The sequence below is a fragment of the Otoolea muris genome (assembly GCF_943193115.1).
GTDB lineage: Bacteria > Bacillota > Clostridia > Lachnospirales > Lachnospiraceae > Otoolea > Otoolea muris.
Genome location: NZ_CALPCY010000010.1, coordinates 80,224 through 96,628 on the forward strand (window position 1 = coordinate 80,224; position 16,405 = coordinate 96,628).

At 54.2% G+C, this 16,405-nt stretch carries 16 protein-coding genes and 2 tRNA genes; 3 read left to right on the forward strand and 15 right to left on the reverse strand.

The features are described 5' to 3' along the window. Positions 1-115: 115 nt before the first annotated feature. Entirely contained in the window at positions 116-406 is a 291-nt protein-coding gene (locus NFS31_RS28465; RefSeq protein ID WP_251493515.1) for a hypothetical protein, read from the reverse strand. Positions 407-607: 201 nt separating this feature from the next. On the opposite strand from NFS31_RS28465, the gene NFS31_RS27525 reads away from it, so the two are divergent. Together NFS31_RS27525 and NFS31_RS08650 are read left to right on the forward strand one after the other, a co-directional pair. Then, on the forward strand, positions 608-796 hold the full coding sequence (locus NFS31_RS27525) for a DUF6783 domain-containing protein (RefSeq protein WP_334303065.1): 189 nt from the start codon (positions 608-610) through the stop codon (positions 794-796). 367 nt (positions 797-1,163) lie between these two features. Beyond that, positions 1,164-2,189, forward strand: coding sequence for a branched-chain amino acid aminotransferase (locus tag NFS31_RS08650; RefSeq protein ID WP_251493518.1), 1,026 nt, complete (start codon positions 1,164-1,166; stop codon positions 2,187-2,189). 28 nt (positions 2,190-2,217) lie between these two features. Here NFS31_RS08650 and NFS31_RS27530 read toward each other — a convergent pair whose 3' ends face one another. The 3 genes from NFS31_RS27530 to NFS31_RS08660 form a co-directional block, all read right to left on the reverse strand. Then, positions 2,218-2,493: a DUF6783 domain-containing protein gene (locus NFS31_RS27530; protein ID WP_334303066.1), complete on the reverse strand. Its 276-nt coding sequence runs from the start codon at positions 2,491-2,493 to the stop codon at positions 2,218-2,220. Between the two features lie 188 nt (positions 2,494-2,681). Then, positions 2,682-3,173, reverse strand: coding sequence for a tRNA adenosine(34) deaminase TadA (gene tadA, locus NFS31_RS08655; protein ID WP_251493634.1), 492 nt, complete (start codon positions 3,171-3,173; stop codon positions 2,682-2,684). A gap of 350 nt (positions 3,174-3,523) precedes the next feature. After that, on the reverse strand, positions 3,524-5,569 hold the full coding sequence (locus NFS31_RS08660) for a hypothetical protein (RefSeq protein ID WP_251493522.1): 2,046 nt from the start codon (positions 5,567-5,569) through the stop codon (positions 3,524-3,526). A gap of 144 nt (positions 5,570-5,713) precedes the next feature. Between NFS31_RS08660 and nagB the strand changes: the two genes are divergently transcribed. Continuing rightward, positions 5,714-6,439, forward strand: coding sequence for a glucosamine-6-phosphate deaminase (gene nagB, locus NFS31_RS08665; protein WP_251493524.1), 726 nt, complete (start codon positions 5,714-5,716; stop codon positions 6,437-6,439). Between the two features lie 244 nt (positions 6,440-6,683). Here nagB and NFS31_RS08670 read toward each other — a convergent pair. From NFS31_RS08670 to yabP, 11 genes are all read right to left on the reverse strand, one after another. Continuing rightward, positions 6,684-6,769 (reverse strand) — tRNA-Leu (locus tag NFS31_RS08670). A 9-nt stretch (positions 6,770-6,778) separates the two neighbouring features. Next, positions 6,779-6,860 (reverse strand) — tRNA-Tyr (locus NFS31_RS08675). A gap of 219 nt (positions 6,861-7,079) precedes the next feature. Further along, positions 7,080-7,250, reverse strand: a complete 171-nt coding sequence (locus NFS31_RS08680) for a Uma2 family endonuclease (protein WP_251493526.1) — start codon at positions 7,248-7,250, stop codon at positions 7,080-7,082. 21 nt (positions 7,251-7,271) lie between these two features. Then, positions 7,272-9,341 carry a glycoside hydrolase family 13 protein gene (locus NFS31_RS08685; RefSeq protein WP_251493528.1) on the reverse strand — a complete coding sequence of 690 codons (2,070 nt, stop codon included), beginning with the start codon at positions 9,339-9,341 and terminating at the stop codon, positions 7,272-7,274. A gap of 374 nt (positions 9,342-9,715) precedes the next feature. After that, complete coding sequence (gene ftsH / locus NFS31_RS08690) at positions 9,716-11,533, reverse strand: ATP-dependent zinc metalloprotease FtsH (protein WP_251493530.1); 1,818 nt, start codon at positions 11,531-11,533, stop codon at positions 9,716-9,718. 60 nt (positions 11,534-11,593) lie between these two features. Beyond that, complete coding sequence (gene hpt, locus NFS31_RS08695) at positions 11,594-12,118, reverse strand: hypoxanthine phosphoribosyltransferase (protein ID WP_251493532.1); 525 nt, start codon at positions 12,116-12,118, stop codon at positions 11,594-11,596. Then, positions 12,111-13,676: a tRNA lysidine(34) synthetase TilS gene (gene tilS, locus NFS31_RS08700; protein WP_251493535.1), complete on the reverse strand. Its 1,566-nt coding sequence runs from the start codon at positions 13,674-13,676 to the stop codon at positions 12,111-12,113. The genes hpt and tilS overlap by 8 nt, the downstream gene beginning before the upstream one ends. Positions 13,677-13,715: 39 nt before the next feature. Next, the gene (locus NFS31_RS08705; protein WP_251493637.1) at positions 13,716-15,098 is read right to left on the reverse strand and encodes a SpoIIE family protein phosphatase; all 1,383 of its coding nucleotides are present in this window, start codon (positions 15,096-15,098) and stop codon (positions 13,716-13,718) included. A 158-nt stretch (positions 15,099-15,256) separates the two neighbouring features. Further along, a complete protein-coding gene (locus NFS31_RS08710) occupies positions 15,257-15,580 on the reverse strand; it encodes a septum formation initiator family protein (protein WP_251493538.1) in 324 nt (107 codons plus the stop codon). Between the two features lie 4 nt (positions 15,581-15,584). Further along, positions 15,585-16,010: a spore cortex biosynthesis protein YabQ gene (gene yabQ, locus NFS31_RS08715; RefSeq protein ID WP_251493541.1), complete on the reverse strand. Its 426-nt coding sequence runs from the start codon at positions 16,008-16,010 to the stop codon at positions 15,585-15,587. Between the two features lie 12 nt (positions 16,011-16,022). Beyond that, entirely contained in the window at positions 16,023-16,307 is a 285-nt protein-coding gene (gene yabP / locus NFS31_RS08720) for a sporulation protein YabP (RefSeq protein ID WP_160228086.1), read from the reverse strand. Positions 16,308-16,405 lie beyond the last annotated feature (98 nt).

The following is a 16,405-nucleotide window of genomic DNA, read 5'->3' on the forward strand; positions in this document are numbered from 1 at the left end:
GACATATTATCATACTAAAGTGAATCTGTAAAGAGCTTTTGTGAAAAATCAAAAATATGATATAATAGTATCCTGATACGTTCACATTTCACCAAATAGCTTGTGCACATTATCCTCATTGAAAAACAATATCCAGCCACTTCCTATACCACATTGGGATATTCCTGGATACTTTTATCGCCTCCCCGTTTTTATATATGGCAAATCTCCTAAATTGTGCCGTATTGTCATATAACGCTGCCAGATCACATAATCCCAGTACCCTTTTCAGATTCCTCAGACTCTCCTCATACCGCCTGTCAACATCCTGGTCAGGAATCCCATGACCTCCCATTTTTACCCGCTGGGCAATACGCAGTTTTGCAGTCTGTGAGGAATCCACCCCAACATAATGCATTTCGATCATATATCCGGCCTCTTTTGCCCTCTGTATGGTTTTTATAACCGAATGGCCGCATAGTGTTGTCTCCTGATTAAAAGCAACACCCCGCGATAAATAATCATTGAGACGGGCCACTGCTATTTTGCCTGCCTTTATCAGATCAGAGGCATTCCCCCAGTCTCCAAACTCCCGGAGAATCTCATCCGTATTAATCCTAGAGCGTGTTTGAAAATTCATTCCTGGCATCTGCACGCGCCACTTCGCGGTATATTGGGGCCAAATTCACTTAACGCAGCCCGCTGCGCCGCGTTCATTTGGCCCAAATCTCCCACAAAGTGGCACGCACAGCTACCAGAAAGCAATTTTCAAACACGCTCTAGGCATGCTGTCTTTATATCGGGTCGTCCGATATAATGTAGAATTCTTAACCTAATTATACACAAAACAGGGCCCAATGAAAAGTACCAGCTAACGTTACGGTTCACACACCAGCTAATGCGGGGGCGCTTTTTGTGAATGCAGCGCAGCACAAGTCACAGGCTGCAGGCTGCCTTGGAGCGAGCCTGACGCTGGCGGCCTCTTCACGATAAACTATATCCCGCGCATCTTTCACCGCCAGATTCCTCAATATCAAACGCAAATTCTGACGAACCATCGTAATTCCCCCCGCCAACCACAACTTTTAACTTGCAACATCCCCCGGAAGTCATTATAATAGTAAATCATATGTTTTAATACTGTAACACATTAATATCAAACAAACCAGAGATAGGAGAACCTTATGGAAAAAAAGAACATTGACTGGGCAAATATTGGTTTTGGCTACATCCAGACCGATTACCGCTATGTATCCCAGTATAAGGACGGCGCATGGGACGAAGGCGCGCTGATCACGGATCCGACGATTACCTTGAGCGAATGCGCCTGCGTGCTGCAGTACGCGCAGACATGCTTTGAAGGCTTAAAAGCCTACACAACCGAGGACGGCCATATTGTAGCCTTCCGTCCCGACTTAAACGCAGAGCGCATGATGAATTCCGCCGCCGGCTTAGAGATGCCGCCGTTCCCCAAGGAGCGTTTCATTGACGCGGTTCAGAAGGTTGTGGAGGCCAACGCCGCTTATGTGCCGCCCTATGGCTCCGGCGCAAGCCTGTATCTGCGGCCCTACATGTTCGGCTTCAATTCCGTGATTGGCGTAAAACCAGCCACAGAGTATCAATTCCGCATCTTTGCCACTCCCGTAGGCCCCTATTTTAAAGGCGGCGCGAAGCCGATCACGATCCGCGTAAGCGATTTTGACCGCGCAGCCCCGCGCGGGACCGGACATATCAAAGCGGGCCTGAATTATGCCATGAGCCTTCACGCGATCGTGGACGCCCACAATCAGGGCTTTGACGAGAATGTATACTTAGATCCCGGGACGCGCACGAAGATTGAAGAGACGGGCGGCGCCAACCTGATTTTCATAACCAAAGACAATAAGGTCGTTACCCCGAAGTCTTCCAGCATCCTTCCGTCCATCACGCGCCGCTCCATCCTCCAGGCCGCCAGGGATTACCTTGGACTGGAGACAGAGGAACGTGAAATCCTGCTTGAGGAAGTGAAAGATTTTGCAGAATGCGGCCTGTGCGGCACGGCAGCCGTGATCTCTCCGGTAGGCAAGATTGTTGATCACGGAAACGAGATCTGCTTCCCGAGCGGTATGGAGAAGATGGGGCCTGTCACACAAAAGCTGTACGATACCCTGACCGGGATCCAGATGGGGCGCATCAAGGCTCCGGAGGGATGGATTAAGGTGATTCAATAAAAAAATGGAGCTCAGGTTGTCCGAGGCGTTACAAAAAATGGAACCAAACGGATTTTTTTACAAAGCTCTTTAAATACAGGTCCGCCGGTGTGTTTGATGGGTTCTCTGTTCTAGAGCGTGTTTGAAAAATGCTTTCTGCCAGATGTGCGTTCCGCTTTGTGGGAGATTTGTGCCAAATGAACGCGGCGCAGCGGGCTGCGTTAAGTGAATTTGGCACAAATATACCGCGAAGTGAGGCGTGCAGATGCCAGGAATGAATTTTCAAACACGCTCTAGAGCGTTGCTTAAATTTCAGTGAATACATTGCTTGATATTGGTGTCATCTGTGCGTCTGCGAAGCGACGGCGTAGCGGTGGCTACGTCGATTGACGACAACGCGGCAGATGGAAATTTAGACCAGCGAAATGTACGGTTAATTAGTGTGGGGTATACCAGGCAATCAACAATAGAAAAAAGGCGCGGCCGCCGTAACGGCTCAGTAAGCCCGGGCGGTTACGGAGCATTTAACTGAACGGCTGCGCCTTCCTTTTTCTTTTTTCTCAGCTCCTTAAAAAATTCACTCAGCATCTGCGAGCATTCCTCTCCCAGAATTCCCGTCTCTATGCGGACCTGATGGTTAAAGCCTTTTTCCTGCAATAAATTCAGCACGGATCCGGCGCATCCGGCCTTGGGATTCATGGAACCAATCCTGATTTCCGGAATCCTGGCCTGCACGATGGCCCCGGCGCACATCGGGCATGGTTCGAGCGTTACATACATCGTGCAGCCCTCCAAGCGCCAGTCCCCCATCTTCCGGCATGCTTTTCGGATCGCCGTAATCTCCGCATGGGCCAGCACATTCCTGTCAATCATTCTGCGGTTGTAGCCCCTGCCGATAATTTTATCCTCATAAACAATCACGCAGCCAATCGGAACCTCGCCCAATGCGCGGGCTTTTACAGCTTCCCGCATGGCTGCCCTCATGTATTTTTCCTCTCCTGTCATCCTGGGCATCTCTTTTATCCTCTTTACATTACTGATGTACTCTCGGAATCCCGCTGCGCCTGATTTTGTGAGATGATTTTAGATGCGCACAAATTTATGAGGCGTACGTGGATGTACGTTAATTAAATTGGGGTGCATCTGGCGGAAAATCAGCCGCAAAGGCAGGTGCAGAGAGATTCCGAGAGTACATACTGATAGTACGGTTCGCAGCCCGGCAGAGCCGCCGTCCTGCTGCCGGCGCGCTTAAAGCGCGCCTGAAAATCATTCCCACAAAACGGAACGCACATCTGGCAGAAAACATTTTCAAACATGCTTTAGTATAAACGTCTCCCGGCATTTTAGCAACGTTTTTATTCCCCGATCTTAATATCCGTATACCAGTACCCGAAGCGTCCGTCCTTCGGCGGCTGGTTTTTTGACAGGACAAAATCAGGAAAACCAAACATGGCCGCCATGTATTTCTCATTACTGTAGTAATGGCCCGGTATGCCCAGAAGATAGCGCGGCCGGCCGTTCGGGTTATTGAGCCTTGCCAGAATCAGATAGCGGAAGCTGTAAAAGCCATGCAGCAGAAAGCTGTTATTCCCATATACCCACGTTTCCCTGGGGAGAAGGCCGATATCCTGCGGCTTGATGGTCAAAATTTCACAGCCGTCGGCATAGTCAAAGGCCAGAATCTTGGGATAACGCTTTCTCAGCATTTCCCACATTTCCTGTTCGTTCTGTGTATCGCTCCTTTCCCTGAAGGAAATAACCGAACCCGACTGTGCCGGAGCCGTACCGGGAGCTTTCTGCTCCGCCGTCTGCGGACAGGGCGGCGCGGACAGCGCCGGGGCTGCTTCCTGCTTCTGCACGCGCTCCAACGGCGCGCCGGGGCGCATGGAAACCTGATTCCTGATCTCCCGCCGGAGCCCTCCCTGTGCCAGCGCAGGCCCGGCCTGCCGGACAGCCTGCGGGCTCTGGGAAACCACAGCCTCTGACTCCATGGCAGGATGCGATTCCTCCAGAAACCCCAGAGCAGGCCCGCCCGCAGTTCCGGCAAATGCCGCATGGGAGCGCGCTCCATTGTCTGCCGCGGCCTCCGGGACGGCGGTCTCATGCGGCATGCTTTCCCGGACGCTCTGCGCAGGCCCGGCGGCCTGCCGGACAGCCTGCGGCGCCTCCATCCCCCCTGTCTGTACGTTCTGCGCTTCTGCCATAGCCTCTGGAACGTCCGGCATCTCTTCCATGGCTTCCGGCATGCCCGGCATCTCCTCCACGGCCTCCCTCTCCTTCATAGCCTCCCGTATGCCCGGCATCTCCTCCATAGCCTCCCTTATGCCCGGCATCTCTAAAGCCTCTTCCGCGGCGCCCGGCTCAGACGCCGCCTCCCGCGCCGTCTGCAGCCCGGACACAGCTTCCCGGACGGCCTGCGCCTCAGACGTATTTTCCAGGACGGTCCCTGCCTCTGACACTTCCTGCAAAACCGCCTGCCCGCCGGACGCGCCTTCCGGAGATTCCTGTGCCCCGCTCACAGACTCCCGGACACCCTGCGCCTCTGTCACAGACTCTTCTCTATGCGCCTTCTCTGGCTCCGCCTCCAAATTCATATCCTCATACTGTGCGGCGTGTTCATTTTCACGAAAACCAGATATCCCGGCCGCGGCCCCTTCCTCCTTCGCGATCCGCGGCTCCGGGATTAATTCCGGAAGGGTTCCCAGCCGCTCTGATCTTCCGCCTCCGTACAGACGGACTACATTTCCTGTCCTTGTCTGTCTGGGATGGATCTCGCTTTCCGGCATTCCCATCTGCTTTAATTCCTCGCGCTCCAGCTCCCTCTCAATTTCCGCTGAAATGGGAAGCGGGGCTGTCCGCGGTTCCGGGGACGGCGCTTTCACCTGTACTGCATCTGTTTTTTGGGATGTATCCTGAGACATATTATGAGAAGTGCTTTGAGGCATGCTTTGAGGTGTATTTTGAGATTCGCTCTGTGTGTTCCCGGACGCATTTCGGGCCGCTTTGCCGGCTGTCACGTCCGCCAGATCCACTTCTGCCGCATGGGCAACGGCGTCCTCCCAGATCGTCGTATACGAACGCCAGTTACTTTCGACATCATGGACGCTGAGCCCGTAGCAGTCATCCAGGCTGTGCCCTGTATGCTCCAGATCCTGGGTATGTATCACTGTGCGGAACTCTCCCGATCCGTTTCTCGCAAACAGCGTCCCGATCCGGATCTCCTCCCGCCCTGTCAGCATATATACGCCGATCGGATTCCCGCCCACAAATATCTTTTTGACATTGACTGTGATACGGCATTGGCTCCCCCGGACTTCCAGTTTGGCAAAGCCGATATTTTTTCCCTTTATCCCGCCTTCGTAGGTATAGATATATGAAATTAGCCTCTGAAAATTCGTCATGCCCTCACTCCTCTTTATATAAATTTCACTGATAACCCACCTTATCCTTTGCTATTTATTTTATGCGGATATCCATTGAAACTATGACTCAAAAATGGTATTCTAAACATTGAACGCAAATATTTTTCATATGGAGGAGTTTACATGAAAATCTATAAGGTAAAAAACTATGACGAGATGAGCAAAAAGGCCGCTTCCGTAATCGCGGCGCAGATCGTAACGAAGCCCGACTGCGTATTGGGCCTTGCCACCGGCTCCACGCCAATCGGAACCTACGAATGCCTTGTTGAAAAATACCGGAATGGAGAGCTCGACTTCTCAGAAGTAAAGACCGCAAACCTTGACGAATACAAAGGGCTGACAAAGGACAATGATCAGAGCTACTACTATTTCATGAACCATCATCTGTTTTCCCATGTCAATATCGATATGGCGCAGACCAATATCCCGGATGGAACCGCGCAGGACGCCGCCGCGGAATGCGCGCGCTACGAGGACGTGATCCGCTCTCTGGGCGGCGTTGATTTACAGGTGCTTGGCCTGGGCCATGACGGCCATATCGGTTTCAACGAGCCAGACGATCATTTTGCCGCCGAAACCCACTGTGTGGACTTAACGGAGATGACGATTGAGGCCAACAAGCGGTTCTTCGCCTCCGCCGACGACGTACCCCGGCAGGCGTTTACCATGGGCATCGGGACCATCATGAGAGCGCGCCGGATCGTTTTCCTGGTCAGCGGCAGCGACAAAGCCGAAATTCTCAAAAAATCCCTGTACGGACCGGTTACTCCCGCTGTTCCCGCTTCGATTCTTCAATTCCATCCCGACGTTGTCGTGATTGCCGATGAGGCGGCCATGGCCGGGCGCTGATTCTGAAAACATAAGCCGGACCTGAAAAATACGCAGCCCGCGCGCCGCATTTGCGGCATATTTCCGGTGCGCGGGCCTGCGGAACCGCATCCGCATTGTTTTTATCTCCCGGTTCCTTAATGAATATAGGAACCGGCACTGGCGGCCTCTCACGATTATATCACGGCCTGCGCACACAACATAAGCCGAAGGGCGAAAATACCAAAAAAAGACTTATCACCCACGCAATAAGCCTTTCCACAAGTGCCGCAGACCGGAATCGAACCGGTACGGGTATCACTACCCACGGGATTTTAAGTCCCGGGCGTCTGCCAGTTCCGCCACTGCGGCAGACCAAACTGGATGGAGGTGGATTCGAACCACCGAAGCGAGACGCAACAGATTTACAGTCTGCCCCCTTTGGCCACTCGGGAACCCATCCGTAACTGATGTAATGCTATAAAAGCATAGCACAGGAACCAAAAAAAAGCAAGCTTTTTAAAAAATTTCTCTACCCCGGCAGTTCAGCCACGTAACAGTTGAGATAACCTGAACTGTTACGGCATCTGCCAATGAAAATCGCTTCGCGATGGGGCAGATGCCTGCTGCCGCCGCGTTTTCGTACGGTCAGCGCAGCAGGTGCGCAGACCTATCTGAACTGTTACTCAGCCACCGTCACATCCAGTTCCGGAAAAATTCCAAACACAATCCCTGTATCAAACGGATAGGCAGCCGGGGCGGCGTCCTCCTCAAAACGGTAAACCAGAGTCGTTTCTTTATGCGGATCTACGATCCAGTATTCCCTGACCGCCCGCATCCGGCAATTTTTCATAAAAGACAGCCCGGACGCCTCCTACGCCATCTCCGCCGCCAGAACCGCCGACCCGGACGGCGGAATCTCGATCTCCAGGATTCCTCCCCCGACCTCATAGTCCACAACACCTGCGTTATACCCCTCTTCATACGTCAGCATCACGCGCCTCATCTTCTCAAAATCCGTTATGCCGATCTTCCACACAGGAATCCTGAAAATCCGCACATCCTGGCACGTATTAACCGCCACCACCACGCGGCTCTCCTTTGTCTCCTTTCCCGCCGCCTGAAAACGCCCGTAAGCGATCATCCCCGGCTCCTCCAGAAGCTCGGTGAGCGAACCCGTGCGCAGGGCCGGATTCCGCCTGCGGATTCCCGTCATATAGCGGTGAAATTCGATCAGCTCCAGATCCTCATTCCCCCATGGATATGTCCGGCGGTTATCGGGATCCGTCCACCCGCACACGCCCGCCTCGTCCCCATAATAGAGCGTCGGGCATCCGGGCCACGTCATCTGCATCACCACGCCCTGGCGAAAAATGCCGTAATGGATCCCCCGCCCCGCCGCTTCAGAGCCCAGGGTGTTCAGGCGTCCAACCGTCCGGTTCGTCCTGGTCAGGAAACGGGAATGATCGTGGTTTGAGAGCTGGTTCATGGCGCACATCAGCGACGGCGTCTGCATCCGGCACATATGATAGCGCATGGTATCAAAAAAAGCGCGCCCATTGCCGTACAGCCCCTCATCCGCCTTATCGCTGTGCTTCTCCATCCCGGTCAGGAACCAGGAAACCGGCTCCATAAACGCGTCGTAATTCATGACGGTGTCCCACTGATCGCCCTGCAGCCACGCGGACGCGTCTCCGTAGTGCTCCGCAATAATCACCGCCTCCGGGTTGGCCGATTTCACCGCATTGCGGAAATCCCGCCAGAACTTATGGTTAAACTCCGGCGTATAGCCCAGATCCGCGGCGACGTCAAGACGCCATCCATCCGCATTAAACGGCGGCGACACCCATTTCTTTGCGATGTCCATAATATACTGGTACAGCTTGTCTGAACCCTCGTGGTTCAGCTTCGGCAGGGTAGAATGTCCCCACCATCCGTCATAACTGTCATTAAACGGCCACCCCTGCTCATTATGGAATTTAAAAAAATTCCGGTAAGGGCTGTCGGCGCTGACATACGCGCCGCTCGAATAGCCGCCCTCATGCTGGTAAATCAGCTCTGTGTCCATCCACTTATTAAATGAACCGCAATGGTTGAATACGCCGTCCACGATCACGCGCATGCCCTTTTCATGGGCCGCCTCTATGAAGCGCGCAAAAAACAGATCGCTGGCCGTTAAATTCTCCTCGTCCGCCGTCCTGCACGCATACTTTTCCGCGTTAAAATTGTCCGGCGCCCCCGGATCGATCAGGCCCTCCCGATCATTTCGTATCACTCCGTAGTGGGGATCCACATGATCATAATCCTGGCAGTCATACTTATGGTTTGACGGCGAGACAAACACCGGGTTTAAATAAATTGCCTCCACCTTGAGTCCTTTGAGATAGCTGAGCTTATTCCAGATACCCCTGATATCGCCGCCGTAAAAGCGCCCCACATCCAGCTCTGCCGGCGGCGCGTTCCAGTCCTCCACCCGCTCCACGGGCCTGTCCAGGTAAATATACTCATTCGTCTCCACATCATTCGTCGGATCCCCATTGCAGAACCGATCTACATAGATCTGGTACATCACCGCCCCCTTGCTCCACTTCGGAACATGGAAGCCCGGCGTCAGGCGGAACGCATAGTCCCTCTGCGCCTCCTCCGTCACGCCAAGGCGGTCATAAAAACAGATCTCCTCCCCGCTGTCCACGCGGAAGAAATACTGCATCTGCCCTTCCCCCGCCGCGAGCCTGCACACATAATAATCAAACAGGCTGTCGCTGTGGCTGTACTCCATGTCGCGCTCCCTTAAGCGATCCTGTCTGGCATACTCTATCAGATAAACTGCATCCGCATCGCCGCGCCCGGTACGAAAGTAAAACGCCACCTCCTGCCCGGCATCCGCCTCAGCGGGGCTGCGGTAATTTTCTGTCTCATCGCAAAACAATGCTTCTCTGTTCATAAATCATCTCGATCCTTTTAAAGTCTTTTTAGTCACTGATACATATTCTAACGACTCTATGGCAAATATACAACAGGAAATTTCAATTTTATGAAAATCTTACAAAACAGTAACCGTTCAGACAACTTGAACGGTTGCGCAAACCGTCCCCATTCCCCTCAAATCCGCCAAAGTAAAAAGGCCAGCGGGGTAGCTGGCCTTTTTAGGAGAAGGTATCTCGTTTTTATGGGGTGTAGCAAAAACTATATAATGTATTGGGGGGGGGTTACGTCTATTATAATAGCACAGGCCGCATCAAAAGTCTGCACAAACATCTGTAAATTTTAAACCTTTTTTTGTGCAAATTCAGCCATTTATATTCCACCCCTGCCGTATCACGCATTATCCTGCACAAATAATGCCTCAAATTCCTCTCTGCCGATCTTTTCCTTTTCCATGAGCAGGCTGCAGCACGTATGCAGCACGTCCTCGTGCGCTAAGATAATCTCCTTTGCCTTATCGTGGCATTCGTCGATTATCCGCTTAACTTCACTGTCAATCGCGCCGGCCACCTGCTCGCCGTAGCTCCTGGCCTGGGCCAGATCGCGGCCGATAAATACCTCATTGTCGCTGCCGCCGTAATTGATCATGCCGATCCGGTCCGACATCCCGTATTCGGTCACCATGGCCCGGGCGACAGCGGTCGCCTGCTTGATGTCCTGTGACGCGCCGGTGGTGATATCGTCAAAAATGATCTCCTCCGCGATACGGCCGCCCAGGGATACCATGATATTCTGAAGCATCCTGCCTCTTGTCATGTGCATATCGTCCCGTTCCGGCAGCGGCATCGTATACCCCGCGCCTATACCGGTGGGGATGATGGAAACCGTATGCACCGGCCCCACATCAGGAAGGACGTGGAACAGGATCGCGTGGCCCGCCTCGTGGTAGGCCGTGATGCGCTTATCCTTTTCCGTGACCACCCTGCTGTGCTTCTCCGTGCCGATCCCCACTTTAATAAACGCCTTGTCGATATCGTCCTGCACCAGGAACTTTCTCCCCGCCTTGGCCGCATTGATCGCGGACTCATTCATGAGGTTCTCCAAATCCGCTCCGGTAAAGCCGGATGTCGTCTGGGCGACCCGGTGCAGATCCACATCCTCTCCCAGGGGCTTCTGCTTCGTGTGCACGCCCAGAATCTCCTCGCGGCCCTTTACGTCCGGCTTCCCCACCGCCACCTTGCGGTCAAAACGGCCCGGGCGCAGAATCGCGGGATCGAGGATATCGACGCGGTTCGTCGCGGCCATGACAATGATGCCCTCATTGGAGCTGAAGCCGTCCATTTCCACCAGAAGCTGGTTTAAGGTCTGCTCACGCTCGTCGTGGCTGCCGCCCATACCGGTTCCCCTCTGGCGCGCCACAGCGTCGATCTCATCGATAAACACGATACAGGGCGCGTTCTTTTTTGCGTCCTCAAACAGATCGCGGACGCGGGACGCCCCGACGCCGACGAACATTTCCACAAAGTCAGAACCAGAAATAAAGAGAAACGGCGCCCCCGCCTCCCCGGCCACAGCCTTGGCAAGCATCGTCTTACCCGTGCCGGGAGGGCCGACCAGTATCACGCCTTTGGGGATCCTGGCCCCGACGCTGGTGTACTTCTGCGGATTCTTCAGGAAATCTACGATCTCCTGAAGCTCCTCCTTCTCCTCCTCAAGGCCCGCCACGCTCTTAAAATCCACATCGCTGGCGCGGCTCATCCTCGCGCGGCTTCTCCCGAAATTCATCATCCTTGTGTTGGCGCCGTTTCCGGAACGCGCATTCATAAACAGGAACAAAAAGATCAGGACTCCGGCCGACAGGGCGATCGGAAGGATCAGCGACAGGAAATAATTTTCCTGCACGATCCCTTCCGTACTGTAGCTGATCCCCGCCTCGCGCAGCGCCATCTCCACTTCCCTGATATCAAGCACATGGAAGCTTTCCCGCTCGCCGGTGCTCATGTAAATCTCCACCTCGCCGGTGGGAATCTCCCGGTTCGGGCTCAGCCTCGCGCCCGCGATCGCGCCATTTTCCAGGTAAACCATAAACTCAGGAAAGCTTAAGTGAGCGTCCTGGCTTACGCCCTGGCCGCGCGATGTAAATAACATAAAGAGGAGCAGGGCCAGGATCAATAGCCCCAGCCCCCCTCCGAATGACTGTCTCTGCCTCAACTGACTTCCTCCTTAATACTTCGTAACAGCCCGGATAGCCTTAAATCACCGAAACTGCCGCTATACCTCCACTACGCCGATATATGGCAGATTCCTGTATTTCTGATCGTAATCCAGTCCATAACCCACCACAAACTCATCCGGAATCGTGAAACAGGTATATTTTACCTTCACCTCTTTCTTTACCCGGCGCTCCGGCTTGTCAAGCAGCGTACAGAGCTCAATGCTCTTCGGATTCCTTTTCTTTAAAATCTCTATCAGATACGACAGTGTCCGCCCGGAATCAATGATGTCCTCCACAATAATCACATCCTTGCCCTCCAAAGGCTCGTCCAGATCCTTGATAATCCGCACCGCGCCGCTGGACTGCGTGCCGGATCCGTAGCTGGAGACCGACATAAAGTCCAGGGAAACCGACAAATCCAGCCGTTTTGCCAGCTCGCAGGTAAAGAACACGCCGCCCTTTAAAACACACAGCAGATGGACGTGCCGCCCGGCGTAGTCCCTGCTTATCTCTGCCGCCACCTCGCCTATCCGCCGCGTAACCTCTTCCTCGGTCAGCAATACCTTAATCTTATCAGCCACTGCTTTTTCCTCCGTCTAATTTCGCCTGTAAAATGGTTTTCGTTTCCCCTGTTATCTTATAGTATTCACTGATCCGATAGCCCACAATCCATAAAATATGGCTTCCGTCAGCCAGGAGAGGAATCCTCCCCCGCTGCTGTCGCGGAATTTTCTCATCAATCATAAAGGACTTGACTGTCTTCCTTCCTCCGGAGGGCAGCATAAAATAATCGCCCGGACAGCGGAATCTGACCGATAACGTATCCTTTATTTTATCATAATCAAACCATTTCGTATACTGGTTTTTCGGAAAATCAGCCGGATTTTTACAAGGAAAGACCTCCAGGCGGATCTCCTGCTTACATGTCCCGTCCGGATTTGCAGCAAAATCCGGATCAGCGGAAGCTGTTTCCCGCCGCCTGATGCACAGCCGCCCATACTCCGTCTGCGCCTCAATACCGTACGGCAGCGCCGCCGTTTTCCCGGTTCCCTTGTCCGCCAGCGCCAGGATCTCTTCGATATGGCGCGCCGTCACATCCTTCAGCGGACAGCCTGCAAGCCGGAGCATCCCGCGCACGATATAGCCTCTCCGGATCTCCTCGCACTCCATAAGCTCCTTTATGGAAATACCGTTTTTCGGGGAAGCGCCGCTTTTTTCCTCCGTACTGCCCCTGCCAGGCACACAGGCGTCCCCCATACGGGCCGCCAGCCACTCATCCGCCTGTTTTTCAAAATAGGCGTCCGCCTGCCGGATGCGCATTCCCGCGCGCAGGATATTGGAAATGGCCGCCGTATTGATCCGCTCCTCCAGAAGCGGCAGGATCTCGTTGCGCAGGCAGTTGCGCGTATAGATATTCTCCCGGTTGCTGGAGTCCTCCACCCATGAGATTCCCTTTTCCGAGAGGAATTCCCGGATTGCCCCGCTCTCTGCCCATAAAAGCGGCCGGATCACGCGCCCCCGCGCCGGGGCAATGCCGCCAAGCCCCTTTAGGCCGCTCCCGCGCAGAAGGTTGTGGAGAATCGTCTCGGCATTGTCATTGGCGTGATGGGCCGTGGCAATGCGCGCGCGCCGGCAGGCCAGAGAGGCCGTCCCCGCCGCCTGTCCGGCCTCCCCGGCCTCTCCATGCGCCTCTGCCTCCCTCCGCGCTTCTTTCTCCCACGCCCGGGCTTCCTCCTCAAAAATATGGTACCTGGCGATCCTGCCCGCCTCTTCCACGGAGATCCCCTTCTCCGCCGCCTCGCGCGGCGCGTCAATCCGGACCACGCGGCAGGCGATCCCAAGCCGCCCGCAGAGCCGCTCGCAAAAAGACGCATCCCGGTCCGCTTCCCCGCCCCGTATACCGTGGTGCACATGGACCGCCCGCAGGCCGATTCCCAGCGTTTTCTCCAGACTGTGCAGCAGAATCAGCAGGCATACGGAATCCGCCCCGCCTGAAAGACCCGCCACCACCCCGTCCCCCGGGACGGTCATCTCATTTTCCCGCATATAATCAAGCGTCTGCCTCAAAAATGCGTCTTTTGGCAGTCCGTCTTCTGACCATACTTTTTTACGCATAGCTTCCCGATCGTCTTTTGTCATGTCCATTCCCATCTTTATGCTTGATATCCCTGAAACCGTCTATCTCTCAAAAATACCTCCCACGAGCACGGTCATATCGTCCCCGGGCTTGTCCTGGAAGGAGGCGGCAAAGTCCAGTATCCGATCCGCCATCTCCTGCGGATTCCCGTTTCCGGCATCCTCCAGAAACTCCTTAAGCGTCTCTTCCTTATTCTCCCCCGGCAGCGCTTCCAGCACGCCGTCGCTGACCATAATAATCCGGTCATTATCCCACAGCTTTCTGGACAAAAGCGCCGGCTCCACGCATTTGACCACGCCCATGGGGAGATTCCCTGACTCCATGATCTCAACCCCGCCGCGGCAAAGGACAAACGTGGGAACCGCTCCCAGCTTCATGGCCTCCATCACGCCCGTGTACAGATCCACGCAGCACAGATCGAGCGTAGCCGGATTCTGCTCGGTCCCGGCCAGCAAAAGCACGGTATTCACAAGCTTAAGCGCTGATCGGGCCGAAAATCCGGTTTCCAGGAGCTGTTCGGTCAGCTCCACCACCTTGCCGCTGTCCTCGCTGGCCAGCATGCCGCTTCCCATCCCGTCCGAAAGGCTCATGATCACCTGGCGCGGCAGGCCCTCATGAAAGGTAAAATTATCGCCTGACACCAGCTCCCCGCCCTTTGCCGCCTTTGCGATCCCGTGCAGCATCCTGTACTTTCCTTCCTCCACAAACCGGAAGGTGGCCGAATTTCTGGTAATGATATTTTTACTGTCCCTGGCCGGCGTCCACCGGCTCCCGTTCGTCGCCTTCCCCACCAGGCTGGCGGCGTCCCGAGCGGTCATGCACCGCCCGTTCACGCTGCGCAGCGTCAGGAAGGCTTCCTTCTGCTCATTCTCATACTCCAGGATCAGCAGATTCTCCACCCTGATGTGGCAGCGGCGGAACAGGCAGCGGATGGACTCCTCCCACGTCCCCGTGATATCCGTGGCGTGCTCCATCTGCCCCGAAAACTCCTCCAGAATCGCCGCCAGCTCGCGAAACTGCACGATCACCGTATCCCGGCTCTCCAGAAAGCGGTTCTTCCAGGACAGGTTCATGGTCGCCCGCCCCAGATTCCGGTTTAAGTGCAGGATATATTCATCCTTTTTCCGGCATGCCTCCCTGAAAAGCCGGGGCATGTCCTCCATATCGATTTTTCCCTTCTGTTCAAACGACCGGAGAAGGTAATACAGATAATAGCTTTCTTCCCGGCGGCTCCCGCAATACAGATTGCACCTGGTACATTCGCCGCACACCGCCGCGGCCGCCGTCTGCATGGCCGCCAGCCCGTCGTCCTTTGTCAGACGCCCTCCTCCCCCGATCTCATCCGCAAAGGCCTGCGCAAGCCCGCTTAAAGACATGGCCATATCCTTCAGCCGCTTAGCCGTGTAGACGTTCACATCCGCCATGTCTCTATGTAAGCTCTTCTTTTTAAGCACAAAAAATCCCTCCTAACCTGCATAGAGTCATTATATACAGGGTGGAGAGAAATATTTGTCAAATCAGTCAAACCTCCCCCCGGAATCGAACGACAGATTCCGAAACGATCCGCGCTTCTTAGCCCCTCTCACTTCTTTTCCGACGGCTTTAACAGTATCTCATCCTTATTCACCAGGCCAAGCTTTTCCTTGGCCACCTTTTCTATGTATTCCTTTGTCTGCACATAAATGCGGTACTCTTCAAGCTCCTGAGCGCGGGCCTCCTCGGCCGCAACCTGGGCAGCCAGCTCCTCTTCCCTGTAACGGTAATCAGCGTCCTTCTGCCTCAACTCAATTCCCTTCAAATGTACGGCAGCCGCCAGGCTCATCACAACCAGCGTGACACCCATAAGTGCCATGCGGTTGTTCAAGCGTTCTTTCTTCTTTTTACGAATCCTTCTGTTTTCCCGCATGCTCTCAGGTTCCTGTTCCTTTCTCTTTTGGCCCCATACTCATACTGCCCGGCCGCTTCTCCTTTACCTGCTCCTCCCGCTCTGGCCTCCTTCCACGCCGCATTCTTTTCTTCATTGTAAAATATTTTGCCGTTTTTTTCAATAACTTTCTGTAAAACCGGCTGACTGTAACATTGTACGCTGTCATGCCCAGCAAAACGCCGCCGATGGCATACCACCTCAAAATTCCGTCATTCTGATAAAACAGCAGTAAAAAGGTCGCGCCGCTTGACAGCAGCCAATACCCCGCGTCCTCCAGGCCTGTCCACAGTGTCCCGTGCGGAACCAGCGCCCGGAACAGCCGCAGCCCGTCATATGCAATCATCAGGCCAATCCCCACAGCCAGGCTCGCCGCAAGGAGAAACGTCTCATAATAAATCGCCCCGCTCATCCCGCCGCCCTCTTATTTAAACAGCCTGCCGAACAGGGACTCTCCTGATTTCCGGTAGCTGTCATTGGAAGAATAGGCAAAGCTGTCAAAGCTCCCTTCAATATCCACCTCTCCCTTTTCAAGGCTCAGGCGGCTCACATGCAGGCTCTTTCCCTTGATGGTCAGAAGCCCCATATCTGTATCCAGGATAATCTGGTTTTCGTCAAAGGAAACCACATCCTGGATGCCGGTAACGCCGCCTGTCCCGCGATTTAAAATCTCCAGCCTGTGGGGCCGCCGGTTCAGCTTTTCATCCATACAAAAAACCTCCTGACATATCTAACTATAGTTAAATATATTAGGAGGCGGTTCGCTTTATGAATAATCCGGCCCCGCAGGCCCTGTAAAGCTGCGCG